At 71.2% G+C, this 26,312-nt stretch carries 21 protein-coding genes; 12 read left to right on the top strand and 9 right to left on the bottom strand.

Translation table 11 applies throughout. The features are described 5' to 3' along the window. Positions 1 to 2: 2 nt before the first annotated feature. The 3 genes from ACIRPU_RS13295 to ACIRPU_RS13285 are packed head-to-tail and all read left to right on the top strand — an operon-like array spanning position 3 to position 5,346. Positions 3 to 2,120 carry a peptidoglycan DD-metalloendopeptidase family protein gene (locus ACIRPU_RS13295; RefSeq protein WP_403865805.1) on the top strand — a complete coding sequence of 706 codons (2,118 nt, stop codon included), beginning with the start codon at positions 3 to 5 and terminating at the stop codon, positions 2,118 to 2,120. A 48-nt stretch (positions 2,121 to 2,168) separates the two neighbouring features. Continuing rightward, positions 2,169 to 3,557, top strand: a complete 1,389-nt coding sequence (locus ACIRPU_RS13290) for a PQQ-binding-like beta-propeller repeat protein (protein WP_403865802.1) — start codon at positions 2,169 to 2,171, stop codon at positions 3,555 to 3,557. A 58-nt stretch (positions 3,558 to 3,615) separates the two neighbouring features. Next, on the top strand, positions 3,616 to 5,346 hold the full coding sequence (locus tag ACIRPU_RS13285; protein ID WP_355702563.1) for a TraM recognition domain-containing protein: 1,731 nt from the start codon (positions 3,616 to 3,618) through the stop codon (positions 5,344 to 5,346). A 112-nt stretch (positions 5,347 to 5,458) separates the two neighbouring features. Here the strand turns inward: ACIRPU_RS13285 and ACIRPU_RS13280 are convergent, their stop codons facing one another. After that, positions 5,459 to 6,745, bottom strand: coding sequence for a hypothetical protein (locus tag ACIRPU_RS13280; protein WP_403865798.1), 1,287 nt, complete (start codon positions 6,743 to 6,745; stop codon positions 5,459 to 5,461). Positions 6,746 to 7,322: 577 nt separating this feature from the next. Between ACIRPU_RS13280 and ACIRPU_RS13275 the strand changes: the two genes are divergently transcribed. Beyond that, a complete protein-coding gene (locus ACIRPU_RS13275) occupies positions 7,323 to 8,432 on the top strand; it encodes a sugar ABC transporter substrate-binding protein (RefSeq protein ID WP_403865795.1) in 1,110 nt (369 codons plus the stop codon). Between the two features lie 63 nt (positions 8,433 to 8,495). On the opposite strand, the gene ACIRPU_RS13270 is transcribed toward ACIRPU_RS13275, so the two are convergent. From ACIRPU_RS13270 to ACIRPU_RS13260, 3 genes are read right to left on the bottom strand one after another with little or no spacing between them, the layout of a single operon-like run. Beyond that, entirely contained in the window at positions 8,496 to 9,371 is an 876-nt protein-coding gene (locus ACIRPU_RS13270) for a transglutaminase N-terminal domain-containing protein (protein WP_403865792.1), read from the bottom strand. Between the two features lie 5 nt (positions 9,372 to 9,376). Further along, positions 9,377 to 10,315: an alpha-E domain-containing protein gene (locus ACIRPU_RS13265; protein WP_403865789.1), complete on the bottom strand. Its 939-nt coding sequence runs from the start codon at positions 10,313 to 10,315 to the stop codon at positions 9,377 to 9,379. Further along, the gene (locus ACIRPU_RS13260) at positions 10,312 to 11,859 is read right to left on the bottom strand and encodes a circularly permuted type 2 ATP-grasp protein (RefSeq protein WP_403865786.1); all 1,548 of its coding nucleotides are present in this window, start codon (positions 11,857 to 11,859) and stop codon (positions 10,312 to 10,314) included. Before ACIRPU_RS13260 ends, ACIRPU_RS13265 begins: the two co-directional genes overlap by 4 nt. Before the next feature lie 391 nt (positions 11,860 to 12,250). Between ACIRPU_RS13260 and ACIRPU_RS13255 the strand changes: the two genes are divergently transcribed. Next, positions 12,251 to 13,360, top strand: coding sequence for a LuxR C-terminal-related transcriptional regulator (locus ACIRPU_RS13255; RefSeq protein WP_403865783.1), 1,110 nt, complete (start codon positions 12,251 to 12,253; stop codon positions 13,358 to 13,360). Here ACIRPU_RS13255 and ACIRPU_RS13250 read toward each other — a convergent pair. Together ACIRPU_RS13250 and ACIRPU_RS13245 are read right to left on the bottom strand one after the other, a co-directional pair. Next, positions 13,254 to 14,315, bottom strand: a complete 1,062-nt coding sequence (locus tag ACIRPU_RS13250; protein WP_403865780.1) for a helix-turn-helix transcriptional regulator — start codon at positions 14,313 to 14,315, stop codon at positions 13,254 to 13,256. The genes ACIRPU_RS13255 and ACIRPU_RS13250 overlap by 107 nt on opposite strands. A gap of 91 nt (positions 14,316 to 14,406) precedes the next feature. Then, a complete protein-coding gene (locus ACIRPU_RS13245) occupies positions 14,407 to 15,255 on the bottom strand; it encodes a helix-turn-helix transcriptional regulator (protein ID WP_403865777.1) in 849 nt (282 codons plus the stop codon). Between the two features lie 525 nt (positions 15,256 to 15,780). On the opposite strand from ACIRPU_RS13245, the gene ACIRPU_RS13240 reads away from it, so the two are divergent. Further along, positions 15,781 to 16,116: a hypothetical protein gene (locus ACIRPU_RS13240; RefSeq protein ID WP_054241900.1), complete on the top strand. Its 336-nt coding sequence runs from the start codon at positions 15,781 to 15,783 to the stop codon at positions 16,114 to 16,116. A 177-nt stretch (positions 16,117 to 16,293) separates the two neighbouring features. Here the strand turns inward: ACIRPU_RS13240 and ACIRPU_RS13235 are convergent, their stop codons facing one another. Beyond that, positions 16,294 to 16,707, bottom strand: coding sequence for a pyridoxamine 5'-phosphate oxidase family protein (locus ACIRPU_RS13235; protein ID WP_403865773.1), 414 nt, complete (start codon positions 16,705 to 16,707; stop codon positions 16,294 to 16,296). Positions 16,708 to 16,827: 120 nt separating this feature from the next. Here ACIRPU_RS13235 and clpB point away from each other — a divergent pair, with 120 nt between their 5' ends. Beyond that, complete coding sequence (gene clpB / locus ACIRPU_RS13230; RefSeq protein ID WP_403865771.1) at positions 16,828 to 19,449, top strand: ATP-dependent chaperone ClpB; 2,622 nt, start codon at positions 16,828 to 16,830, stop codon at positions 19,447 to 19,449. 31 nt (positions 19,450 to 19,480) lie between these two features. Here clpB and ACIRPU_RS13225 read toward each other — a convergent pair whose 3' ends face one another. Further along, complete coding sequence (locus ACIRPU_RS13225; protein WP_403865768.1) at positions 19,481 to 19,996, bottom strand: hypothetical protein; 516 nt, start codon at positions 19,994 to 19,996, stop codon at positions 19,481 to 19,483. A 142-nt stretch (positions 19,997 to 20,138) separates the two neighbouring features. Between ACIRPU_RS13225 and ACIRPU_RS13220 the strand changes: the two genes are divergently transcribed. After that, on the top strand, positions 20,139 to 20,711 hold the full coding sequence (locus ACIRPU_RS13220; protein WP_403865765.1) for a YbjN domain-containing protein: 573 nt from the start codon (positions 20,139 to 20,141) through the stop codon (positions 20,709 to 20,711). Positions 20,712 to 20,902: 191 nt separating this feature from the next. Here ACIRPU_RS13220 and ACIRPU_RS13215 read toward each other — a convergent pair whose 3' ends face one another. After that, positions 20,903 to 22,102, bottom strand: a complete 1,200-nt coding sequence (locus ACIRPU_RS13215; protein ID WP_403865762.1) for a pyridoxal phosphate-dependent aminotransferase — start codon at positions 22,100 to 22,102, stop codon at positions 20,903 to 20,905. A 141-nt stretch (positions 22,103 to 22,243) separates the two neighbouring features. On the opposite strand from ACIRPU_RS13215, the gene ACIRPU_RS13210 reads away from it, so the two are divergent. The 4 genes from ACIRPU_RS13210 (at position 22,244) to ACIRPU_RS13195 (ending at position 26,233) form a co-directional block, all read left to right on the top strand. After that, the gene (locus tag ACIRPU_RS13210) at positions 22,244 to 22,525 is read left to right on the top strand and encodes a hypothetical protein (RefSeq protein WP_403865759.1); all 282 of its coding nucleotides are present in this window, start codon (positions 22,244 to 22,246) and stop codon (positions 22,523 to 22,525) included. Between the two features lie 488 nt (positions 22,526 to 23,013). Then, the gene (locus ACIRPU_RS13205; RefSeq protein WP_384125580.1) at positions 23,014 to 23,568 is read left to right on the top strand and encodes a DUF2617 family protein; all 555 of its coding nucleotides are present in this window, start codon (positions 23,014 to 23,016) and stop codon (positions 23,566 to 23,568) included. Positions 23,569 to 23,664: 96 nt separating this feature from the next. Next, complete coding sequence (locus ACIRPU_RS13200; protein ID WP_403865754.1) at positions 23,665 to 25,314, top strand: polyamine aminopropyltransferase; 1,650 nt, start codon at positions 23,665 to 23,667, stop codon at positions 25,312 to 25,314. A 97-nt stretch (positions 25,315 to 25,411) separates the two neighbouring features. Continuing rightward, complete coding sequence (locus tag ACIRPU_RS13195; RefSeq protein ID WP_403865751.1) at positions 25,412 to 26,233, top strand: SRPBCC domain-containing protein; 822 nt, start codon at positions 25,412 to 25,414, stop codon at positions 26,231 to 26,233. Positions 26,234 to 26,312: the final 79 nt, after the last annotated feature.

Below are 26,312 nucleotides of genomic sequence, written 5' to 3'. Positions count from 1 at the left end.
ACATGGTGGCACCCGCTGTACTCGCGGCCGCGGCGAAGGCCGCGAAGGTCGCCAAGTCCGCCAAGAAGGCGGGGCAGCACGCGGCCGGGTCCGGGGGAGGCCAGAACGGCGACGGCGGCAAGAAGAAGGACAAGACCTTCAAGTGGTGGATGATCATCGGCGGCGGTGGCGGTCTGGCCGCCGCGTCCGTGATCTTCCTGGTCCTGCTGCTCGTCGGCAGCATGGTCGGCGGCGTGGGCAATGGCGCGACGAACGCGGCCTGCGGTGACTACGCCGACAACGCCAACGCCGGCAACACCGGTGATGCCGCCGCCACCAACCCGATCATGCCGGCCGGCAAGATGTACATGCCGAGCGCGACCGCGCGCGCGGAGATACCGCCGAAGATGATCCTCGCCGCGATGCGCGCCGCCGCCAACTACGACGGCCTCGACTGGACACTCATCGCCGGTCAGATGTACCAGGAGACCAAGTACGGCCAGGACAAGTCGGCCGCGCCCGGTGGCAAGAACTCGCTCGGCTACATGGGCATCCTTCAGTTCGGCACCCCGGCCTGGCAGGACTACGGCTCCGATGGCAACGACGACGGCAAGAAGGACCTCTACAACATCGACGACGCGGCCTGGGCGGCCGCCAAGTTCCTGCACGCCAAGAAGGCCGAGACCGAGCCCTTCAAGGCGCTTCAGAACTACTCCGGTTCCACGGCCTCCAACACGATCTACCCGAGAGTCGTCCTCACCCAGGCCGCCCGGTACCGCGGGGTGCTCACCGGTGACCAGGACCTCATCGAGCGCTGGTACGCGCACCTGAAGGAGACGGTCGAGAAGAACCCCGACTTCCCGACTCTCGGGCAGCAGTCGGACATCCCGGAGCCGGTCGGCAACGACGCCCAGCCCGGCAAGGCCCTCAGCATCGCCTCGTCTCCGGCCCGCTCCTGGTCCACCCCGCCGATGGACGACGACGGCGAGACCGTCACCGCCATGGCGCCGGCGGCGTACACCACGGGCCTCACGAACACGACGGGTACGGCGAGCGTGACGACCGTCGCCTTCCCCAAGGCCAAGCAGCCCACCGTGGTGGGCGGCAAGGACTGGCAGTGGCCCATGAAGGAGGGCACCTACTCGCTGGGTACGCCCTACCACCAGAACGGCAGCATGTGGAGCCTCGGCTACCACACCGGCCTCGATCTCGTGGCCACCTCGGGTACGCCGATCTACGCCCCGGCCGACGGCAAGGTCGTCCACGCAGGCCCGGGCGGTTCGTACGGCAACGAGACGGAGATCCAGCACGCGGACGGCGTCATCACGCTCTACGCGCACCAGACCACGATCAAGGTGTCCGTCGGCGACAGCGTCAAGCGCGGTCAGCAGATCGGCACGGTCGGCGCCACCGGTAACGTCACCGGACCCCACCTGCACTGGGAGGTCCGGGTCCCCGGCGTGGACAACCCGTTCGTCGGCGGTCAGGACCAAGGCCCCGGGATGGTCGACCCGAAGGCCTGGATGGACGGCCGGGTCACCGGAAACCCCGACTACGGCACGGTCCCCGGCTCCGAGGAGCAGAGCAGGGACGCCCAGTACGCCCAGTGCGCCGAGGGCAACGGCGGCGCGGCCGTCGCTCCCGACGGCGCCGGTGCCTCCGGTGTCATCCCCGACTCCGACGACCCGGTGATCCGCGCGGTCCTCGGCTGGGCCCAACGTGGCATCGGCACCCCGTACGTCTATGGCGCCCCGCGCCTCCAGGGCCAGAACCCCACCAGCTTCGACTGCTCGAGCTTCACCCAGTGGGCGTACTACATGGCCAGCAACGGAAAGATCGACATCGGCAGTACGACGTACTCGCAGCAGCCCTACCTGAGCAAGTACAAGGTGGATCTGTCCGAGGCCCAGCCCGGTGACGTGATCTTCTTCGGGCCGGAGGGCGGCGGCAGGTCGAGCCATGTCGGGCTGGTCTGGGACGCCAAGGGGCACAAGATCCTCCACGCCCCTCGCCCGGGGAAGTCGGTCGAGTTCAGCACCTGGGACTACCAGGCCGAGATCACCGGCGTCTACCGCGTCCCGATCCCGCAGGGCACGAACGCCGTCGAGGGCGACGGCACGAACAACACCGCGGGCGCCTGAGGCCCGGCGCGCGCCTCCTGTCGTATCTCACCTTATGGAGCAAGGAAGTTGACGAAACCACGTACCGCTCTCATCACCGGTACCGTGCTGTCCCTGGGACTTCTCACCGGCTGTGGAGGCGGTGACGAGTCGGCGGGCACGGACGCGACGGGATCGGCCTCCCCGGACGCGTCGGCGACCACGGCCAAGTCGCCCGCCTACCCGGGCGACCCGATCCCCGGGCTCTCGGCGAAGCCCGCGTGGAGTCTTGCCCAGAAGACCGATGCCTCCCAGTGGTGTGCCGGCGATGCCTCTCGCGCGTCCGACAAACAGGGGCAGGACGGCATCTGCGCGGTCGGCGACGCCTTCCTCCTGGTCGAGGACCTGTCCGCGCCGGTCGCGGAGGGCGAGTCGGAGCCGCAGACAGCGCACTTCGTAGGCCACCTCTACGACGCGGCGACCGGCAAGGAGCGCAAGGCCTTCACCGTCGAGTGCACGTACGACCCGTCCGTGAGTGACGCGCCCGGCCGCGACATCCAGGTCCAGGTGGGCACCTGGAAGGACGGCTCTCCGGCCGTGCTGATCCGCAGCTGCGAGAACACCGAGGCCAGCGGTCTGAAGAAGGCCGCGGTGAAGACCGTGTACACCATGTACGCGCCCAGCGGCACGAAGCTTGGCAGCTCCACCTACACCGACGAGGAGCAAGCGGGCCTCCCCGTCATCCGGGGGCATGTGCTGCTGCCCGGCGGGGATGACGAGGACCGCACGCTGGCGCCCATCGGTGGCGGCAAGGACCTCGTGCTCCCCGCGAAGTTCGCCGAGGCCGATCCCATCGGCACCGGACAGGGATACATGGTCGAGGGCGACGGCAGGAACGAACCCCTGTCGGTGATCGACCGCGGCACGGGCAAGTCCCTCTGGACCACGACGGACCTCACCCCGCCTGCGGACGTCGTCGCGCAGATCGAGGACGACGAGGAACCGGATGCCGAGCTCTACGCCCTCCAGGGTGATCGGGGAATCCTCGTCTGGTCGGCGAGCGGCTCCAACGACGCGATGATCACCACCGTCGACCTGCGCACCGGAGCCACCCTGGCCGTCGGTCCGCGCACCACGCTCAAGGAGTTCGACCAGGTCGACGTCCCCGTGGTCTCCCCCGACGGCAAGACCGCCGTCGTCGACTTCGCCGGGGAAGCGGTGGCCTGGAACACCGCGACCGGTGCCGAGCTGTGGCGACAGGAGGCCGACGAGAAGGAGATCCGGCCGGTCGCGGTGACGACGGGCGGCGTGCTGTTCGCGGAGCTCGAGTCCGACCAGGGAGCCCTGTCCATGGCGACGAAGAGCCTGATCGGCGTGCTTCCCCAAGGGACGAACGTACCCACGCAATTCACCACGAACGGCTACACACTCATCCCCGCCGACGACGGCCTCTTCGCCTTCCTGGCGACGAAGGCCTGACCGGCACCCGGCCGATCCCCACAACAGGCCAGGAAGTCCAGGAAGGACGGACCCGCGGGTGACCGCAGAACAGCAGAAGAAACCCCGCGCCGAGGACGACTGGACCTTCGAGATCGTCATCGCCGTCGCGGTCGTGCTCCTCGTCGGCGCCGGTGCCTGGCTGGCGGCGAAGGTCGGGGCCGGGTACGCCGACGCGCCGGCGCCGGCCGGCAACCCGCTGACGTTCCTCGTCGAGGTGATCAAGGGCGACTACAGCTGGCCGGGTTCGGCGGCCAGCGCCGTCGCGGCCGGCGAGGCGGTGGTGGCCGGGATCCTCGGCCTGGTCGCCTACCGGGTGCGGGAGCGGTTCAGGAACAAGCCCAAGGTGGACGGCGCCGCCCGGCACCTCGCGAAGGGCGAGGAGCTCGGCAAGCTGACCATGAAGGGCGCGGCCGCCACCGCCGAGCGCCTCGGGGTGCGGTCGAGCACGCCCGGCGTGTTCATCGGACGGTCCGTCAAGGGGCGTCAGCCGCTGTACGGGTCGTACGAGGACATGCACGTCGACATCTGGGGCCCGCGGACCGGCAAGACGACCCGGCGCGCCATTCCCGCCATCCTGGACGGGCCCGGCGCCGTCCTCGTCACCTCCAACAAGCGCGACATCGTGGACGCGACCCGCGGTCCGCGGACCGCGCGCGGCCCGGTGTGGGTGTTCGACCCGCAGCAGGTCGCGCAGGAGGAGCCCAGCTGGTGGTGGAACCCGCTGTCGTACGTCACCGACGTGGCCAAGGCCCGCAAGATGGCCGACCACTTCGCCAGCGGCTCGCGGGACGCCAACGCCTCCACCGACGCCTTCTTCGACCCGGCCGGCCAGGACCTGCTCGCCAACCTGCTGCTCGCCGCCGCCTGCGCCAAGGCGCCGATCACCCAGATCTACACCTGGCTGTCCAACCCCAAGGACGACGCCCCGGAGCGGATCCTGCGCGGCGCCGGACACGCCATGTCCGCGGACGGGCTGGCCGGCGTGATCAACGCACCCGACAAGCAGCGCAGCGGCATCTACGGCGTCGCCCAGCAGATGGCTTCCTGCCTGGTCAATCCCGAGGTCAACCGATGGGTCACACCGCCCGCCGACGAGTACGCGGGGGAGTTCGACCCGCACGCGTTCGTCCGTGGCGGCGGCACCCTGTACTCGCTGAGCCGGGAGGGGCGCGACTCCGCCGGTCCGCTGGTGACCGCGCTGACCGTGGCCGTCGTCGAGGCGGCCGAGGAGTACGCCACCACCCAGCGCGGCGGACGCCTTCCGCTGCCCCTCGTCGGAGTCCTCGACGAGGCGGCCAACGTGTGCCGCTGGCGGACCCTGCCCGACCTGTACTCGCACTACGGCTCGCGCGGGATCATCCTGATGACGATCCTCCAGTCCTGGGCGCAGGGCATCGAGGTGTGGGGCGAGCGCGGCATGGAGAAGCTGTGGTCCGCCGCGAACGTCCGTGTCTACGGCGGTGGCGTCTCGGACACCCGCTTCCTGGGCGACCTGAGCGAGCTGGCCGGCGAGTTCGAGCTGCGGGAGTACCAGACCAGCCGTGAGTCGGAGTTCGGCGGCTGGTCCGGCAACCGCGCGATCAGCGAGTCCACGCGCCGCGAACGCGTCCTCCAGGTCTCCGACCTCGGCGCGATGCCGCCCGGCCGGGCCCTCGTCCTCGCCTCCGGCACCAAGCCGGTGCTGGTCGAGACGGTCCCGTGGTGGGAGGGCGCGTACGCCGCCGAGGTCCAGGCCTCGTTGAAGAAGTACGACCCCGGGGCGCGCTGACCCGACGACGGCACGGAAGTCGGAGAGGACGGCCAAGGGGCCCGGAGGCGCATGCCTCCGGGCCCCTTGGCCGTGCCTGTCGTGTCTGTCGTGTCTGGCGTGTCTGTCGTGATCAGGCGCGGGTCGTCCGGCGACGACGCGTGCCGAACCAGGCCGCCGCACCGCCGACGGCCAGCAGGGCGGCCGCGAGGGCGCCGTAGAGGCCGGCGCCGCCCGAACCGGTGGCGGCGAGCGAGCCGGTCGCGCTCGTGGTGTTCGTGGTGCCGCCGGTCGTCCCGCCCGTGGTGGTGGCCGCGGAGCTGGAGGCGGACGCGGACGTCGACGGGGAGGCCGAGGCCGAAGCGGACGTGGAGGCGGACGGCGTCGTGGACGGCGTACCGCTCGGCGCGGTGACCACCGCCGGGCCGGCCTTCACCTGGGTCTTGGCGCCGTTGAACCCCCAGGTGTCGCCCATGGAGAACAGCGCCTGCAACGGGACGACGGTGTCCTTCTTGATGTCGCTCTTCGCACCCAGGGAGAGGTACAGCTTGACGCTGTCAGTGCCCGCGGAGGCGCCGAAGCCCTTGGCTATGGCAGGGAGTTCCCACTCGCTGTCGTTGAACTCCTTGAGCTTCACGATCTTGCCGCCGACCTCGGCCTCCAGGACGAAGTCGGGGTGGCCGGCGCCCTCCCGGAACTCCTGGGCCGACACGGTGCGCCGCAGCTCGGCGGGGAACTCGCCGGGGCCGGTGGCCGTGGCGTTCAGCACCAGCTCGGCACGCTGACCGGGCCGGGCGACGGCGCCGGTCTTCTGCTCCCAGGCCACGTTCAGCTTGCCGGGTGTGATCGCCGGGTCGATCTTGAAGACCTGGGTGTTGCGGGACGGCTCGTCGTCGGTGTCGCCGATGAGCCGGCCGGCGGTGAGGGTGAAGTCACCGTCGTTGGTGGGGTAGGAGGCGCCGAGGCCGACCGTGACCTTCCAGGTGTACTCGGTCTTCGCCGGGATGGAGAAGGTGGACGCCGCGTTCCCGGTGGCCGGGAAGAACAGCCCCTGGAAGAGGCCGTCCTGGCGCCCGACCTCCGACTTGGTCGCGGGCGCGTCGATCGCGGTCACGTCGAAGACGATGGAGTCCTTCAGCACCGGGCTCGGGCCGTCGGGCTCACCCGGCAGCCAGGCCGAGAAGTCCTGTGCCTTGTCGGAGGAGTTGGCGACCGTGAGGATCATCGACTCCGTCGCCCCGCCGCGCTTGAGCGGGCCCGCGGGGGCGGGCGCGCCGAGCGTCATCTTCAGCGCGTGTTCCCCCGCCTTGTCGGCGGCGACAGCGGTGGCCGGGACGAAGGCGGTGCCGGCGACAGCGGTGACGACGGCGGTCGCGGCCACGGTGCGGAGGCGGCGGGCGGCGACGGAACGAACGGACATGATGGATCCCCCCAAGGAATCAACAAGGGCGCGCCGTGCTGACGGCGGCGAAGTGACCGCCCGCCGGTCCTGCTTGTCCCCCCGGCGGCTCGCGGTGTCCTCATCTTCACCTGGATTTCACAGGTGATCAATCGTCGCTCCGTCACCACTTGGCAACAGCGCCGGAAGCGGCAATTCCGCTGGTCAGGGTCGATGTCGGGGCCGCTGGCGTCCCTCGCCCGCCCGGCTGCCGGCCCGGTCGAGGTGAACGCGAACTGCCCGCTCGTCTTCTTCGTGGTGGCGGAGGCGTTCCCCTGGTCGGAAGGGAGGCCGGCGGGATCACGACCCGCCGGGAACGGCCTTGGTCGTGCGACTTCTTGCCCACTCGTCGGCTGGTTCCCTGCCCGGGTCTTTTCAACGTCTCCCCGTGGTCTCCATGCGTCTTCACCCGCTAAGCGGAGTGTGATGTTGCTACTTCGTTAAGTAGTTCCGCTTGACGCCGATGGCCGCCGCCGCGTTGTCTTTTCAGACACCTGGGTCTACATGTCGCACCCATGTGTCCGGAATCGCACCGAACGCACCTGAAGTGAGCCCCCGAATGCGTCGTATCGCCATAGCCGTGGTCGCCTCCACGATGTCCCTGTCGCTCGCCGGGTGCGGAATGCTGGGAGCCTCGGAGAACAGCAGCAGTGCGACACCGACCCGGAGCAACGAGATCACGGTGGGCGTGCTGATGCCGGAGGAGACCAACACCCGGTACGCGGACTTCGACTACCCCATCATCAAGAAGAAGGTCGCGGAGCTCACCCAGAACAAGGGCAAGACCGAGTACGCGAACGCCGAAGGGGAAGCCAAGACGCAGACCACCCAGATGCAGAAGATGATCGACGAGAAGGTCGACGTCATCCTGCTGGACGCCGTCGACTCGAAGTCGATCGCGGCCATGGTGCAGAAGGCGAAGGACGCGAGCATCCCCGTCATCGCCTACGACCGTCTGGCCCAGGGGCCGATCTCCGGGTACGTCTCCTTCGACAACGAGCTCGTCGGCGAGGTGCAGGGCCGCACCCTCGTGGAGGCCATCCCCAACGTCAAGCAGAGCGACAAGATCGTCATGGTGAACGGCTCGCCCACCGACCCGAACGCCGGGCAGTTCAAGGCGGGCGCGCTCAGCGAGCTCAGCGGCCGGGTCACGGTCGCCAAGTCGTACGACACCGACAAGTGGAGCCCGGAGATCGCCGAGGCCAACATGGCGAAGGCGATCAACCTGTTGGGCGCGTCCAACATCGCCGGCGTCTACTCCGCCAACGACGCCATGGCCGGCGGCATCATCAAGGCCCTGAAGGCCGCGGGCGTCGGCGCCGGCGACCTGCCCCCGATCACCGGTCAGGACGCGGAGCTGGCGGCCGTGCAGCGCATCATCAGCGGCGAGCAGTTCATGAGCGTCTACAAGCCCTACCCCGGCGAGGCCGAGGCCGCCGCCGAGGCCGCCGTCGCGAAGGTCCAGGGCCGCGACATCCAGTTCGACGCCCTGACCCGCGACCGGGTCGACAGCCCGACCGACAAGGACATCCCGGCCAAGCTGGTGACCGTGGTCGCGCTGACGAAGAGCAACATCAAGTCGACCATCGTCGCCGACGGCATCTACAAGGTCTCCGAGATCTGCACCGCCAAGTACAAGGCCGCCTGCCAGGCCCTCGACCTGGGCTGAGCCGGACCCCGGACTCCGGGCGGGCCGACAGCCCGCCCGGACCGCGCCCGCCCGCGTCGCCGCTCACGCCACCCGGGTGAACTCCACCGTCACCTCCGGGGGGCCGCCGGCCACGCCGCGGTAGATGCCCTTGTGCGGGGTGACGTCGTCGTAGTCGCGACCCCGGCCGACCACGACATGGGACTCGTCGGGCCGGGTCCGGTTCGTCGGGTCGTAGCCGTGCCAGTCGCCCGCCCAGTACTCGACCCAGGCGTGGCTCTGCCCGGCCACCGGGCGGTGCAGCTCCGCGTCCCGTTCGGGGTGGAGGTAGCCGGAGACGTACCGGGTGGGCAGGCCCAGACCGCGCAGCAGCGCGATCGTCACGTGCGCGATGTCCTGGCAGACCCCGGCGCCCTGTTCCCAGGCCTCGGCGGCCGAGGTGTTCACGCCGGTGACGCCGGGCAGGTAGGACACCTGGTCGGCGACCATCGCCGACACGGCCACCGCCGTCCCGTGCGGGTCCAGGCCCGCGGCGGCCTTCCTCGCCTTCTTCACCAGCTTCGGCGGGACCGTCGTACGGACCGTGGGGCCGGCGAACTCCAGCAGGCGGGAGCCGGCGGTGTGTTCGGCGATCTCCGGCCACCCCGGGGCCGGCGGCAGCGCGCCCGGCGGGGCCGTCTCCACCAGGCTGGACGCCGTGATCGTGAGGTCCTCGTGCGGGTCCAGCAGTTCGAAGGCGGTGACCTGGGTGCCCCAGTAGTCCCAGTACGACCAGGTCGTGGCCGCCGGGCTGATGGTCACCCGGGAGTCCAGCGTCGTCTGGCCCGGCAGGGTGAGGGGGGTCATCCGGACCTCGTTGTGCGAGAGGACGGCGGCCTGCGCGTAGGAGACACGGGTCGTGTGCCGGATGCGGAGCCTGCGGGTGGTGGCCGTGGTGGCGGTGTTGGCCCTGGTGCTCATCGTGCTCACGCTCCTTCCTGGGCCCACACGACGGGCCCCTGGTACGGGTAGAACCGCTCCGCCACCGCCTCCGCCGACGCCATGCAGGCCGCCTGCAAGTCACCGAGCAGCAAAGGCAGTTGATCCTCCAGGGCGGGCGAGTCGAGATATTCGAGGCGGGTGCGCAGCCGGCCGATGGGACGGCGGGCCGGGTCCTGCCGGGGACGGCCGAGCGCACTCAGGCACTCCTCGGCCGTCGTCAGCGCGTGCAGCGCCGAGCGCGGGAAGTCCCGGTCCAGGAGCAGGAACTCGGCCACTCTCGGGGTGTCGCCGAAACCGCCGTGCACGCGCGCGTACGCCTCGTCGGCGCCGGACGCGCTCAGCAGGGTCGGCCAGTCGGGCGCGTGGGCGGCGTCCAGGACGCGCACCGACAGCAGCCGTACGGTCATGTCCACCCGCTCCAGGCTCCGGCCCAGGACGACGAACCGCCAGCTGTCGTCGCGGCTCATCGTGGAGTCCGCGAGCCCGAAGAAGAGGGCCGCGCGGCTGCGGACGAGCTCCAGATAGCCGTAGGGGCCGGTACGGAGGGCCGCGCGGCGCTGGTCGGCGAGGGCGTGCCAGGTGGCGTTCAGGCACTCCCACATGGCCGAGGAGACGGCCTCACGGGCGCTGCGCGCGTTCAGCCGGGCGGCGCCCAGCGCGCCCTCGATGGCGCAGGTGGAGCGGGAGTCGAAGGCCAGCTGGTCGAGCACCTGCTGCATGTCGACCGCGTCGGTGTCGGGGCCCGCGTCGACGCCGAGGATCGCGTACAGCGACCGGCAGGCCGTGTCCTCGTCGCGCCAGGGGTCCTCCAGCATGCGGTGGAGGTAGGCGTCGAGGATGCGCGCGGTGGCGTCGGCCCGTTCGACGTAGCGGCCGGTCCAGGTCAGCGCTTCCGCTATGCGGGAGAGGATCACGTCGTTCACTGCTGCTGCGCCCCTTCCTGTACGACGGTGGGGGACCCGTCCGGGCCGTGCTGGCGGGGTGCGACGGCCGGTGGCGCGTCGTCGGCCGGCAGGGCGGCCGGGCCGTCCGCCGGGCCCTCGGCGAGGACCCAGGTGTCCTTGGAGCCGCCGCCCTGGCTGGAGTTGACGATCAGGTTGCCCTCCTGCAGGGCCACCCGCGTCAGTCCGCCGGGCAGCACCCAGACGTCGGTGCCGTCGTTGACGGCGAACGGCCGCAGGTCGATGTGGCGCGGCGCCATGCGTTCACCCGCGAGGGTGGGGGAGGTGGACAGCGCCACGGGCCGCTGCGCGATGAAGCCGCGCGGGTCGGCGGCGACGGCCTTCCGCGTCTTCGCCAGGGTTTTGGCGTCGGCCTTCGGGCCGATGACGATGCCCTGTCCGCCGGCGCCGTCGACGGGCTTGACGACCAGCCGGTCGAGCTGGTCGAGGACGGCTTCGAGCTGCCCGGGCTCGTCGGGGCGGTACGACTCCACGTTGGGGAGAATCGCTTCCTCGCCGAGGTAGTACCGGATGAGGTCCGGGACGTACGTGTACAGCAGCTTGTCGTCCGCGATGCCGTTGCCGACGGCGTTGGCGAGGGTGACCCGGCCGGCCAGGGCCGCGGTCATGATGCCCGGGCAGCCGATCACCGAGTCCAGCCGGAAGTGGAGCGGGTCGAGGAAGTCGTCGTCCAGCCGCCGGTAGACGACATGGACCGGGACCTCGCCCTTGGTGGTCCGCATCCACACCCGGTGGTTGCGGACCACCAGGTCGTGCCCCTCGACCAGCTGCACGCCCATCAGCCGTGCCAGCAGGGCGTGTTCGAAGTAGGCGGCGTTGCTGGGGCCCGGGGTGAGGACGACGACCCGGGGGTCCGCGGTGCCCTCGGGCGCGGCGGCCCGCAGGGCGGCGAGCAGCCGCGCGGGATAGCCGTCCACCGGCACGACGTGCTGCCCGTCGAAGAGCGAGGGGAACACCCGGGTCATCGCCCGCCGGTTCTCGATGACGTACGACACCCCGCTGGGGACCCGCACGTTGTCCTCGAGCACCCGGAAGTCCCCCGCCTCGTCCCGGACGAGGTCGATGCCGGCGACGTGGATGCGTACTCCGCCGGGTGGTTCGACGCCGTGGGCGGCGCGGTGGAAGTGCGGGGAGCCCAGCAGCAGCCGCCAGGGGACGACACCGTCCTCGAAGGCGCGGCAGGGCCCGTAGGCGTCGGCGAGATAGGCCTCCAGGGCTCTGACCCGCTGGGCGACCCCTCTTTGTATGAGATCCCACTCCAGCGCGTCGAGGATCCTGGGCACCAGGTCCAGCGGCCAGGGCCGCTCCTCGCCCGCGAAGGCGTAGGTCACCCCGCGGTCGGTGAAGGCGCGGGCCATCTGGTCGGCGCGGAAGCGCAGTTCACCCGGTTCGATCGGCTGGAGTGCCGCGAGTACCGGCTCGTAGGCGGTCCTGACCTCACCCGGCCGCTCGAACATCTCGTCCCACGCGTCGGCCAGCGCGTACGCGTCAAATATGTCCGCCATGGCCCGACGTTAAGTGCGGGACGTAACACCGCGATCACTCGGGCATTTCCGGAAGTGCACGGGTGCCGGGGTGCTCGGCGGGTCCGCCGGGGCGCTGCGGGCGTGGTGGCCCGTGGCCTGGGCCCGGCCGGACTCCCCCGTGGTCCGGCCGGGTTGGCTGTGCTCTCCCCCGAGTGGGGAGCACCCGGGGGCAAGCGGAATCAACGATGCACTGTCGCGAACGCACCGCACCACCGTCAGCTTGTTGCAGTGCGAGGGGAGGAGGCCGGGAGAAACAGGAACAGATGGGTGGTTTTCCCGGGCGTCGGCCGGGGCAGCCGTGTTGCGGAGCTGGTCCAGGCCGCGCATAGTTGCGCTCCGGAAGAGGCGTACGGCGGGGGTGGGATGGGCGATGGCCGGGCACGGGACGGAGGAGCATCCACACGGTGCCGACCGACTGTGCGAGGCCGGGGATCGCGTGTATTCCCGGGCTGTACGGCGCGGTCGGGTGGCGCGGACCGACGCCGAACCGGTCCCCTGCCTCCTGGAACTCGCCCTGCTGCACCCCGACCCCGACGACATGGACTGGCTGGTGCCGACCTCCCCGCAGGAGGTCATGACCCGGCTGCTGCGCGGTCTGTACGACGAGGTGAGCGCGAGCGGGCGCCGGATGGGCTCGGCGGTCGCCGCCTTCGAGTGGTACGCGGGCCTGGGCGGTCCCGGGCGGGGCGGGGCGGCCGGCGAGGGCGCGGCGATCCGGGTCCTGGACGGCGCCTCCCGCATCCAGGCCGCCCTGGACGCGGCGACCGAGGCGTGCACGACCGAGGTCCTCACCGTGCAGCCCGGCGGCATCCGGCGTGAGCACGAGCTGTCGGAGGGCCTGCACCGGGCCCTGGAGCTGCGCGGCCGGGGCGTGCGCATGCGGGACATCTACAACCACGTCGCGCGGCACGGCCAGGGCCTGCTGACCTATCTGGAGCTGATGGGCGACGCGGTGGAGGCCCGCACGCTGGACGAGGTCATCGACCGGCTGATCCTCTTCGACCGCACGGTGGCCTTCATCCCGGCGAACACCGACCGCACGATGGCCCTGGAGCTGCGTCACCCGGCCCTGGTCTCCTACCTGGTGACGGTCTTCGAGCGGCTGTGGCGGCTGGCGATCCCGCTCACCGCGCCGCTGCCCGAGACCCGGATCGAGGGCATCTCGCACCGTGAGCAGTCCATCGCCGCCCTGCTGGCGGAGGGGCACCAGGACGCGGTGATCGCCGAGCGCCTGGGCATCAGTGTCCGCACCTGCCGCGCGCACATCGCCCGGCTCTCGGAGACCCTGGGCGCGGCCAGCCGGACCCAGCTGGGGGTGCGGATCGCGCAGGTCGGCCTCGACCGGCCGTCCGCGGGGGCCGGGCCGCCGGCGGTCAGTCTTCCGGCGCCGGCGCCGGGGTCCGGCCCGGACCCGGCGGCTCCTGCTCCTGCGCCCGGTCCCGGTGCTGTTCCCGGTCAAGGATCCCCGACTGCCCTATGAGGTAACCGAGTTGGGCGCGGCTCTCGCTGCCGAGGGTGGTGGCGAGTTTGGCGATGTGGACGCGGGCGGTGCGGATGTTCATGCCGAGGCGGTCGGCGATGACGGCGTCGGTGTGCCCTTCGACGAGGAGGGCGGCGATGGCCTGCTGTCGGGGGGTGACGCCGTTGAGGGACGGACGGTGCACCGCCTGCGGGTACATGGGCGTGGCCAGCCGCCAGAGGCGGTCGAAGGTGATGGTGAAGTAGGTGAGGAGGGCCGGGTGGCGGACCTCCAGGGCCAGTCGGCCGTCCTCGCCGGCGGGGATGAAGGCGACCGCGCCGTCGATGACGATGAGGCGGTCGGTGACCTCGTCGAGGGTGCGGGCCGCCACGTCGCCCCGCAGCTGCTCGTAGCGGGCCAGGACGAGGGGCTGGTGGCGCTGGGTGTGCTGGTAGAGGGTGCGGATGCGGCAGCCCCGGTCGAGCAGGGCCTGGTCGCGAGCCATGGCCACGGTCTGGGCCGTCTCGCCGCGCGGCCCGCTGTAGTGCACGTTGGGCTGGATGCAGAGGAGTTCGTCGGTGGCCTCGGCGGTCGCCTCGGTGATGGCCCCGTTGATCTGGTCCGTGCCGCTGAGGAGCCGCAGGGAGGCGGAATCCGTGGCGGCGGTGCGGCTGCCGGTGATCCGCATGAGGGGTTCGAAGAGGGTCGCCAGTCGTTCCTCGCGGCGCCGTTCGTCGGCGATGCGGGTGCCCGAGGCGCGCAGCAGCCGGTGCAGGGCCAGGGCCGGGGAGACGGGTTCGAGTTGGTGGGGGTCGTCCACGACCGGGTGCAGGAGGCCGAAGGACAGCAGACAGGGGGCCGCCGTCTCGGCCTCCTCGGCCTTGATCCGCCCGTCGTGCAGGGCCTGCTCGTAGAGGTTCGTGCCGGCGGCGCACAGGTTCTCCACGCCGTGGTGGGGGTGCGGCGGCGCGTTCACTGCGAATCTCTCTCCTGTTCGAGGACGACGGACGACGGGCGGGGCGCGGGCGTGCCGTTCCCGGTTCTCGGTCCCGGGCCCGCCCGCACGGTCAGGGTTCCTGTTTGAGGAGTCCCGACTGGGCTATGAGGAAGCCGAGTTGGGCGCGACTGCCGCTGCCCAGAGCCGTGGCGAGTTTCGCTATGTGGGCTCGGCAGGTGCGTACGTTCATGCCCAGCCGGCGGGCTATGGCCTCGTCGACATGCCCCTCGACGAGGAGCTTGGCGATGGAGTGCTGGATGTCCGTGATGCCGTCGGGGGCGGTCTCGTAGGGCGCCCCGGTGGCCAGCGGCACCGCGCGGCCCCACATGAACTCGAACACCTTGATCAGGTAGCGGACGAGCCCCGGGTGCCGGAGTTCGAGGGCGACCTGTCCGTCGTCCCGGGTCGGGATGAAGGCGACGGTCTCGTCGCAGATGATGAGCCGCTCCACGAGTTCGTCGATGGTGCGGTACTCCACCTTGCCGTCGGTGAACTGCGAGACGTAGCCGAGCGTCTCGGGGCTGTACCGGGCCGTGTGCTGGTAGAGCGTCCGGATCCGACAGCCGCGATCGATCAGCGGTCTGTCGCGCTCGAGGCCCTGTACGAGGGTGTGTTCGAGGCGCCGGCGGCTCGGCTGGACGGTGAGCATCTCGGTCTGGCACTGGGAGGTGGCCAGATCGAGTGCCGCGTTGATCCGGTCGATGCCCTCCAGCACCGTGATCGAGTGCGTGGTCGGCGTCGGCTGGGCGCTGAGGGTCATGAACGGCTCGAAAGCGTCGGCGAGTTCGACCGACAGCCGTCTGCGCTGGGTGATCTCGCGCTCGATCGGGTTGAGCAGTTGTGACAGGGCGATCGACGGGGGCACCGGACGTAGCCAGTTCGCGTCGTCGGGGTCCGCATGAAGCAGGGCGAACTCCATCAAACACGGAGCAGGCTCCACGTCGGCACGGGCTATGCGGCCCGTCCGAAGAGCGTTCCCATAGAGACGGCGACCTTCCTCGCACAGCTCAGTCGACGCATGAGGATGTGTCTGCTTTGTCTCATTTTTCGTCAAATCTCCACCCCCCAGGGTCCTGAACGTGCAGGAACATGATGCATCGATTGTGTGGCCATGACGTGCCCGAATGGGCCATCGTCGTAGTGGACGGGGGAGAGGTGACCTTCAAATGAGGACGAAGCCGACTATGCATAAGAGAATGCTTCGCTCGGCGCTTGCCGCCGCCTTCTCCGCTGCCTTGGCCTTCGGGGCGCTGAGTGGCCTTGCGGGAACGACGGGTGACACGGCGCGCGACAGTACCTGGAGCACGGGTACCGAGACCGTCGCGGCGCCCGCGGACAGTACGTGGGTCGCGCCCCGCGACAGCACGTGGGTGATCACGGCGGCAGACGTGCCGGGCGACAGCACTTGGGTCGCTCCCAGCGACAGTACGTGGGTCGCCGAGTCATGACCACTCCACCCGACGACCGCTCCTTCCGTCGCGAAATGGCCACCGCCTACCGCTCCGGCTGGCACTTCATCGACCTGGTCACCGCCATCCCCCACAGTGGTGACTCGCTGATGGTGACGGTGTTCGGCGAGCCGGTGGTCGTGACGCGCGACGAGGACGAGGACGTACGGGCCTACCGGTGCCTGCGCAAGCCCCGGGGGGCGCCGCAGCCCGTGCGGTGCGCCATTCGTTACGGAATGATCTTTGTGAACCTGGACCAGCGGGACCACAGGCTCGTCGAGCCCGAGACCCCGCCCCTGAAGACCATCTCAGCCACCCCCCGCAGTGCCTGACGCGATTCCCCCGTCGTAACAGATCGCTCAGGTGCTTCCCCCCGCAGCGGCGTCACCGTGACCTGAACACGGTGACGCCGCTGTAATTTGCGGGGAAATTTCCACACATGCACCCGCTTGAGCGTTGGCCGAAAAACGACGGGGACGAATTTGGTCACTCCCGTCCCGTCGGCCGGCTCACCCGCGTCCCATCGCCCGGGTCAGCTCGATCTCGATCACCACGCGCGAGGGGTTCGGGCTCGGCGTGCGCCCGTAGCGCTCGGCGTACCGGCGCTCCGCCTCCGCGACCCGGTCCGGCTCTCCGCGGACGTACGCCCTGCCCTCCAGGGTGGCCCAGCGTTTGCCGTCCACCTGGCACACCGCGACCCGGGCGCCGGCCGGGCCCGCCGCCAGGACGTTGCCCACCTTCGTGCTGCCCTTGTCGGCGATGACCCGAGCGAGTCGGGCCCCGGGTTCGTATGTCACTCCGACCGGAACCACGTGCGGGCTGCCGTCCCGGCGTGGTGTGGTCAGGGTGCACAGGTGTCGTTCGCGCCAGAAGGCGAGATACGGCGCGTCCGGGGCGCCCGGGTCCTGGGGGTATGCGGCCATGGTCCGGAACCTAACGCCTTCCCGGACTCCCCCGCACACCTTGAGCGGAATAGACTCAACTTTGTGTACGCTGACTGAGTCAGATACGGAGAGCGCTGACGCCAGGAGGAGAAAGCGAACGTGGACGCCGAGCTGACCAACCGGAGCCGGGACGCGATCAACGCGGCCAGCAACACGGCCGTGTCCCAGGGACACGCCGACCTCATCCCCGCCCATCTGCTCCTGGCTCTGCTCCAGGGCCAGGAGAACGAGAACATCGTCGATCTCCTGGCCGCCGTCGACGCGGACCAGGCGGCCGTGCGGGCCGGGATCGAGAAGGTGCTCGGCGCGCTGCCCAGCGTGACCGGCTCCACCGTCGCGCCCCCGCAGCCCAACCGTGAGCTGCTGGCCGTCATCGCCGACGCGCAGAGCCGGGCCCGCGACCTGGGGGACGAGTACCTGTCGACCGAGCACCTGCTCATCGGCATCGCCGCCAAGGGCGGACAGGCCGGTGACGTGCTGGCCCGGCAGGGAGCGACCCCGAAGAAGCTCCAGGAGGCCTTCCAGAAGTCCCGCGGCGGGCGCCGGGTGACCAGCGCCGACCCCGAGGGGCAGTACAAGGCCCTGGAGAAGTTCGGGACGGACTTCACCGCCGCCGCCCGCGAGGGCAAGCTCGACCCGGTCATCGGGCGGGACCAGGAGATCCGGCGCGTCGTGCAGGTCCTCTCCCGGCGCACGAAGAACAACCCCGTCCTCATCGGCGAGCCCGGCGTCGGCAAGACCGCCGTCGTCGAGGGGCTCGCCCAGCGGATCGTCAAGGGCGACGTGCCCGAGTCCCTCAGGAACAAGCGGCTCGTCGCGCTCGACCTCGGCGCGATGGTCGCGGGCGCCAAGTACCGGGGCGAGTTCGAGGAGCGGCTGAAGACCGTCCTCGCCGAGATCAAGAACTCCGACGGACAGATCATCACCTTCATCGACGAGCTGCACACGGTCGTCGGCGCGGGCGCCGGCGGCGACTCCGCCATGGACGCCGGCAACATGCTCAAGCCGATGCTCGCGCGCGGTGAGCTGCGCATGGTCGGCGCCACGACGCTCGACGAGTACCGGGAGCGGATCGAGAAGGACCCGGCGCTGGAGCGCCGCTTCCAGCAGGTGCTGGTGGCGGAGCCGTCGGTCGAGGACACCATCGCGATCCTGCGCGGTCTCAAGGGCCGCTACGAGGCCCACCACAAGGTGCAGATCGCGGACGCGGCGCTGGTCGCCGCCGCGACCCTCTCCGACCGGTACATCACCTCCCGCTTCCTCCCCGACAAGGCCATCGACCTGGTCGACGAGGCGGCCTCCCGCCTCCGGATGGAGATCGACTCCTCCCCGGTCGAGATCGACGAGCTCCAGCGGTCCGTGGACCGGCTGAAGATGGAGGAACTGGCGCTCAGCAAGGAGACGGACGCCGCCTCCCGCGAGCGGCTGGACAAGCTGCGCCGCGACCTCGCCGACCGGGAGGAGGAGCTGCGCCTGCTCACCGCCCGCTGGGAGAAGGAGAAGCAGTCCCTCAACCGGGTCGGCGCGCTGAAGGAGAAGCTCGACGAACTGCGCGGCCAGGCCGAACGCGCCCAGCGCGACGGCGACTTCGACACCGCCAGCAAGCTGCTGTACGGCGAGATCCCGACCCTGGAGCGCGACCTGGAGGCCGCGACCGAGGCCGAGGAGGAGGCCGCGAAGGACACCATGGTGAAGGAGGAGGTCGGCTCGGACGACATCGCCGACGTCGTCGCCTCCTGGACCGGGATCCCCGCGGGCCGCCTCCTGGAGGGCGAGACGCAGAAGCTGCTGCGCATGGAGGAGGAGATCGGCCGCCGGCTCATCGGCCAGGCGGAAGCGGTGCAGGCAGTCTCCGACGCCGTCCGCCGCTCCCGTGCCGGCATCGCCGACCCGGACCGCCCCACCGGCTCCTTCCTCTTCCTCGGCCCGACCGGCGTCGGCAAGACCGAGCTGGCCAAGGCCCTCGCCGACTTCCTCTTCGACGACGAGCGGGCCATGATCCGCATCGACATGTCGGAGTACGGCGAGAAGCACAGCGTCGCCCGCCTGGTCGGCGCGCCCCCCGGCTACGTCGGCTACGAGGAGGGCGGCCAGCTCACGGAGGCGGTGCGCAGGCGCCCGTACAGCGTGGTCCTGCTGGACGAGGTGGAGAAGGCGCACCCGGAGGTCTTCGACGTCCTGCTCCAGGTCCTGGACGACGGCCGGCTGACCGACGGCCAGGGCCGCACGGTCGACTTCCGCAACACCATCCTGGTGCTGACGTCGAACCTCGGCAGCCAGTACCTGGTCGACCCGGTGTCCACCGAGGCGGAGAAGAAGGAGCAGGTCCTGGAGGTGGTGAGGGCCTCGTTCAAGCCGGAGTTCCTCAACCGGCTCGACGACCTGGTCGTCTTCTCGGCGCTGAACAAGCAGGAGCTGGAGCGGATCGCCCGCCTCCAGATCGACCGCCTCGCCAAGCGGCTCGCCGAACGCCGCCTCACCCTGGAGGTCACCGACGCGGCCCTGGCCTGGCTCGCCGACGAGGGCAACGACCCGGCGTACGGCGCCCGTCCGCTGCGCCGCCTGGTCCAGACGGCCATCGGCGACCGGCTCGCCAAGGAGATCCTGGCCGGCGAGGTCAAGGACGGCGACACGGTCCGGGTGGACACCTTCGGCGAGGGCGAGGGCCTGATCGTGGGGCCGGCGACGGCGCCGCGGTCGTCGCTGGACAAGACGCTGTAACGCCCCCGCTCACGCCCGTGCCCCGCTCACGTCACGTCGTGAACGCCGAGTACCGCACCCGTACGGTCTCGGCGTTCACGTTCGTCACGTTCACGTCGACGTAGTAGGCCTCAGCCCCGGGGCGCTCGGTGACGTCGAACTGGAAGCAGTAGTCCGCGCCCTGGACACAGGCCTGGGCGCCCGGACCGCCCGCCGAGGGCGCCTCCGGATAGGTGTCGGCCAGCCAGGCGTCGAAGCCCGCGCGTGGCATCCGGAAGTCGGCCTGGTAGTTCGTGTCCAGCCAGGACTGCACCGTGCACTCGGCGTCCTCGACGCCCGTCGGCAGCTCGGCTCCGCCGAACGCCAGCGCCTCGGCGCAGGGCACCTTCTCCAGCCGGGTTCCGTCCACTTCCTCGTCGTCGGTCAGCAGCCAGACCGCGATCAGCACCAGCAGGCCGCCCACCAGCAGCGCCGGCAGGGCCAGGATCGCCGCCACCAGGCCCCACCTGGTCCGGCCCCTCGGTCCCGGCCCCGCCGACACACCGGTCTCGCTTCGCCCGTTCGCCATGCAATTCCCCTCCACCCGTCACCGCCCCTTCGCGCAACAGGCCGGATCATGTCAGCTCAGGGCTGACAGGCCCCTGCTGGGCTTGCCACCCCCCTCCCCGCATGGGGGAGGATGGCGGGATCCGTACGAAGGGAAAATCACGGTGAGCATCGACCCGTCCTCGATTCCGAACTTCGGGGGCCAGCAGGAGCCGCAGCCCCAGGGTGGACCGGCGGGCCCCGTCGTCCCGGATCAGGATCTTGTGAAGCAGCTCCTCGACCAGATGGAGCTGAAGTACGTCGTCGACGACGAGGGTGACCTCGCGGCGCCGTGGGAGGAGTTCCGTACGTACTTCATGTTCCGCGGCGAGGGTGACCAGGCGGTCTACTCGGTGCGGACGTTCTACGACCGGCCCCACGGGATCGACGACAAGGCGCAGCTGCTCGAGTCGATCGACGACTGGAACCGCCGCACGCTGTGGCCGAAGGTCTACACCCACACCCACGACGACGGCACCGTCCGCCTCATCGGCGAGGCGCAGCTGCTGGTCGGCGCCGGTGTGAACATCGAGCTCTTCGTCTCCTCGACGGTGAGCTGGGTGCGCGCGGCGATCGAGTTCGACAAGTGGCTCGTGGAGCAGCTGGGCCTGGAGTCGGCGGTCGACGCCGCCGACGAGAAGCCCGCGGACGGCACCGAGGGCGCCGAGAACTCCGAGAAGGCCGAGGACGACGAGTAGGTCCTCGACCTGCCTGTACGCCTGTACGCCGATCGGGCGCCCGTCCACAGCCTGTGGACGGGCGCCCGATCGCGTCGGCGCCTGCCCCGACTCCTGCGACGTTCAAGAAACCGCACGTCGACCCCGCGGTGCGGCAAGCTCCGGATGGTGACCGTGACGCGAGGATGCGGCGACCGGCCCGCAGGGCTGTGTCAGTGCGCGAACGCCTTGCGGAGCCGTTCCACCGCGTCCGTCAGCACCTCGGTGCGCTTGCAGAACGCGAACCGTACGAAGGGCGCGCCCGTCTCCTTGTGGTCGTAGAAGACCGCGTTCGGGATGGCGACGACGCCCGCCCGCTCGGGCAGCGCGCGGCAGAAGGCGAAGCCGTCGCTCTCGCCGAGGGAGCGGATGTCGGTGGTGATGAAGTAGGTGCCGGCCGGGCGGAAGACCTCGAAACCGGCGTCAGCCAGCCCCGCCGCCAGCAGGTCCCGCTTGGCCAGCATGTCTGCGCGGAAGTCGGCGAAGTAGCCGTCGGGCAGGGCCAGCGCCTCGGCGACCGCGTACTGGAACGGGCCGGACGACACGTACGTCAGGAACTGCTTCGCCGAGCGCACCGCCGTGACCAGTCCGGGCGCCGCCGTGACCCAGCCGACCTTCCAGCCGGTGAACGAGAACGTCTTGCCCGCGCTGCCGATGGTGACCGTCCGCTCCCGCATCCCGGGCAGCGTCGCCAGCGGCACATGCTCGGCCTCGTCGAACACCAGGTGCTCGTACACCTCGTCCGTCACGACGAGCAGATCCCGCTCCACCGCCAGCTCGGCGATCGCCGTCAGCTCCTCGCGGGTGAGGACCGTGCCGGTCGGGTTGTGCGGGGTGTTGATCAGCAGCAGCCGGGTGCGCCCGGTGACCGCGTCGCGCAGCTCGTCCAGGTCGAGGCGGAAACGGGCCTGCTCGGGATCCGGGCGCAGAGTGACCGGCACCCGCGAGGCGCCGGCCATCGCGATGCAGGCCGCGTAGGAGTCGTAGTACGGCTCCAGGGCGACGACCTCGTCGCCGGGCTCCAGCAGCGCGAGCAGGGTGGCGGCGATGGCCTCCGTGGCGCCCGCGGTGACCAGGACCTCCGTGTCCGGGTCGAAGGAGAGACCGTAGCGGCGGCGCTGGTGGTCGGCGATCGCGGTGCGCAGCTCGGGCACGCCGGGGCCCGGCGGGTACTGGTTGCCGCGCCCGTCCCGCAGCGCCCGCACGGCCGCCTCGCGGACCTCCTCGGGGCCGTCGGTGTCGGGGAAGCCCTGCCCCAGGTTGATCGCGCCGGTCGCCGCGGCCAGGGCGGACATCTCGGCGAAGATCGTGGTCCCGAACTCGGCGAGACGGCGGTTGAGGAAGGGGCGCGCGGTGGAGGTCATGCCCGTCATCCTGCGCCGAAGCTCTGGAGTTCCTCAACTTTGCTTTGGCGGATGAGACGGACGGGCATCCCCCGTTCACGCGGCGCTCGGGCGCCACGCGAGGCGCCCACGGGGGGCCGCTTCGGGGGACACGGAAGGAGGGTGACGGCCATGGTCTTCGCCATCATCCTGGCGGTGATCGGAATCGTGTTCGTGGCGGCCCTGGTCGCCAACGCCGGCAGGCGCGGCGCCGCGCGGTCGCACCGCGCCGGCCGGGCGCGCCGGTACAGCGGCGGAGGCGGCTCCGCCGCCGGCGGCAGCTGGTGGGCAGGCGACAGCGGCTCCGGCGGCGACGGCGGCGGTCACGGCGGAGGCCACTCCTGCGGCGGAGGGTCGTCCTGCGGGGGCGGATCGTCCTGCGGCGGGGGCGGCGGATGCGGCGGAGGCAGCTGACACGGGGCAGCTGAGCTCCCCGCGGGGGGAGCCGCATCCGGACCGCGGGGCCCGACCCTGACCACGGGCTCCGCGGTCGTACCGGTCGTACGGTCGTACCGGTTGTACTGATCCCACCAGTCCCACCAGTCCCACCAGTCGTGCCGGTCGTACCAGTCGCACCGGTTGTGGCGGTTGCAGCGGCTACCCCCGCTCGCGGCTTTCATGGGGGGCGCGTGGATGCACGCCTGGGCCGCCCGAGGTACGGCAAAGTTGAACAATTGAGCTGTGGACCCCCCGAGGGATGGAAACCCCACGAAGTTGGGTAAAAACGCTGTGGAGCCACCGCAGTTCATGATTCCCTCTAAACCACCAACGCAGCCCCTCGGACCCCTTCGGACGTCCCCTGCGGACGACCTTCCGGACCGGGCCGACCAGGGCCGTTCTCCCGGCTTCGACCGGGGTGCGCCGACCTGCCCCCTCTCTTTGCGTCTCCGCGGAGCCGATCCATGCTCACCACCCTGAACACCTCCTACACCGACACGCGCGCGGCCGATCTCGCCTGGGCCCTGGGGCGAGAGCCGTTGCCCGCCCTCGCCACACTCGACCTCGAACTGTCCGCTGCCAAGTTGCAGCTGAGACTGCTCGGCGCCTCGCACCAGGTGCTGCTGGAGGAGGAGCAGGGCTCTTGTTCCGAGACGGTGGCCTGCCTCCCCGGCAGCAGTACCCCGCTCCCCCTGGGCGTCGCCAAGCGGGTCGGCGACTGGGAGTACGAGTTCGCGGCGCGCGTCGAGGTGCTCTCGCCCGGCCAGTTCGCGGGCCGCGCCCAGGAACTCCTGGCCCTCGTCTCCGAGCACCCGCACGGCCTCGCCGGCGTCTTCCCCGGCAGCCCGCACGCCTTCACCGCCCTGCTCGCCCAGCGCAGCGAGGGTCAGGTGCACTGGCGTACCTGGCACGCCTACCCGCAGGACGGGCAGTTGGTGGCGACCAGGACGAGGGTGGGCGTCCGTGTCCGGTCGGGGGATCCCGGCCTGTCCGTGGGCGCCTCCGCCCAGGGAGTCTGAGGCGCCGGCGGCTCAAACGTCCGTTGCCCGAACGACCTCTGATTCCACACGTGTGGGTGACGAAGGGTACCCGTGCCGTGACGTAACGTCGCAGTCGTGATCGAACCGCATGCGCCGGCCCTGCCCGGTGTCCGGCCGGACCGGGAGCCGCCCCCGCACGGGCCCGCGCGGCTTCCGGTCCGGCCGGCCACCGGGCGGTTCCTGGTCCTCGCGTGCGTGTTCGTCTGCGCGGCCTGCGGTCTCGTGTACGAACTGGAACTCGTCGCACTCGCCTCCTACCTGATGGGCGACTCCGTCACCCAGGCCTCCGTCGTGCTGTCCGTCATGGTCTTCGCGATGGGCATCGGCTCCCTCGCCGCCAAACGGCTGCGCCGGTTCGCCGCGGCCGGCTTCGGCGCCCTGGAGACGACGCTCGCCCTGGTCGGCGGGTGCAGCGCCATGTCGCTCTACGCGGTGTTCGCCTGGACCGGCGACTGGGGCGGCCTGTGGGCCCACGGCCCCCGCGTGCTCCTCGTCGCGTTCTCCCTCGCCATCGGTGTGCTCATCGGCGCCGAGGTGCCCCTCCTCATGGAGCTCATCCAGCGCATCCGCCGCCAGGACGCGGGCGGCGCGGTGGCCGACCTGTTCGCCGCGGACTACGTGGGCGCGCTGGTGGGCGGCCTCGCCTTCCCCTTCCTGCTGCTGCCGTTCCTGGGCCAGCTGACCAGCTCGCTGCTGACCGGCGGGGTCAACGTGGTGGCCGGGGCCGCCCTGGTGCTGGGCCTCTTCCGGCGCGACCTCACCTGCCGGGCCCGCTGTCTGCTGCTCGTCGCCAACATCACCGTCCTCGGCGTCCTCGCCTCCGCCGCCGTCCTCGTCGACGACTTCGAACGAGCGGCCCGGCAGGCGGTGTACGGCGACGACGTGCGCGTGGCGGTGCGCACCGGCGTCCAGGAGATCGTCCTCACCGGCGGGACCGACGGCCGGCCCCTCGACCTCTACCTGGACGGCCGTCTCCGCTTCGCGGGCCGCGACGAGCGGCGGTATCACGAGGCCCTGGTCCAGCCCGCGATCAGCGGTCCGCACGCGCGGGTGCTGATCCTCGGCGGCGGCGACGGCCTGGCCGCCCGCGAGGCCCTCGACCACCCCGGAGTGCGCCGCGTCGACATCGTCGCGCTCGATCCCGGCCTGGTCCGGCTGGCCCGCACCGACCCGGCCCTGTCCCGCCTCAACGACCACGCCTACGGCGATCCGCGCGTCCACGTCGTCACGGGGGAGGCCTTCCAGTGGCTGCGCGGGGCCCCTCCGTCGACGTACGACGTGGTCGTCGCCGATCTGCCCGACCCCGGCATGACGGCGAGCACGAAGCTCTACTCCCAGGAGTTCTACGGCCTCGCCCGCCGCGTCCTCGCCCCGAGCGGTCGCCTCGTCGTGCACGCCGGCCCGGTCGCCGGCCGGTCCCGCGCGTTCTGGACGGTCGAGGCGACCATGCGCGCGGCGGGCCTGCACACCGCCCCCTACCGGGTGGACGGCAGCGGCACCGGCCTCACCGCGGGCCCCGGCCGCAGCGCCGGCGGCTCCCGGGCCCCCCGCGACTGGGGCTTCGTCCTGGCCACCGCCGACACCCGCCCGCCACTGCGCCTTGACCGGCAGGTGCAGCCGCCGCGCACCCTGACCCAGGCGGAGCTGACGGCGGACGCGCGGGCGGCGGAGGCGACCCGGGTGACGGGGCTGCGGCCCTCGACGCTGGTGCACCCGCGGTACTGACCCGACGCCGGGGGCCTGTCACCGGCCGGAGCCCGGCGGAGTCGATTCCCGGTTTCGCCGGGTGCTTTCCAGCGCCCGCTGGGTAGGCTCCGATGTCATGGAGCAAGAGGTGTTCGTTCCGGTTCCGGCCGAGCGGTTGAGGGCGGCCCTCGCAGATCCGGCGCTGGTGGCCCGGGCGGTCCCCGGACTCCAGCAGGACGCGGGCACCGAGCCCGTCGCGGGGCGGCTGAAGGTGCGGGTCGGCGGCCACACCATCACGTACCGGGGCGTCGTACGCGTCTCGCCGCGCGAGGACGGTGCGTACGCCGTGGAGGGCGACGCGACCGAGGTGCGCGGCAGCGGGGTGGTGAAACCGATCCTCACGCTGTGGCTGCGGGAGACCGAGGCGGGCACGACGCTCCGCTTCGAGGGGACGGCGTCGGCGGACGGCCGGATCGCGGAGCTGCCGCCGGAGGCGGTGGAGTCGACGGTCACCCGCCTGCTGAACCGCTTCGCGACGAACCTGGCCACGGAAGCCACGGGAGCCACGCAGGCCACGGGAGCAGTGGAAGCCGTGAAAGCCGTGGAGGTGGACCTGGCGGACGCCGTGAACGAGGCTGCCGATGACGTGGACGAGGTCGACGACGTCGACGAACCGCCGGCCCCCGGGACCGTCTTCGAGGCGGAGGTGTCGCCCGCCGGGCTCGAGGACCTCACGGGGCCCGGAGAGCCGCCCGCCGAGGCCGCGCACGCGCGCCGGACGATGATCGGGCGCAGCGCCGAGGAGGTGGACCACGCCCCGCCGCGCGGACGCTACGCGCCGGTCCCGGCCCCGCAGACCGTCGTACCGAACAGCACACTGCGGTGGGCCGCTCCGGCTGCCGCGCTGGTCGTGGCGTCGGCGATCGTGGTGGGCAGGGCACTGCGCCGACGCGGCTGAGGCCGGAAACAGGCGGCGCCGACAGCAGGTTGGGCGTCACGACGTCCGGCCGGCGGCCTGCGCGAGGCCGTGCCGCCGG

It is taken from the genome of Streptomyces sp. NPDC102259 (assembly GCF_044766465.1).
Classification (GTDB): domain Bacteria; phylum Actinomycetota; class Actinomycetes; order Streptomycetales; family Streptomycetaceae; genus Streptomyces.
The sequence above is the reverse complement of the archived record's forward strand: the minus strand, read 5'-3'. Positions and strand labels throughout refer to the sequence as shown.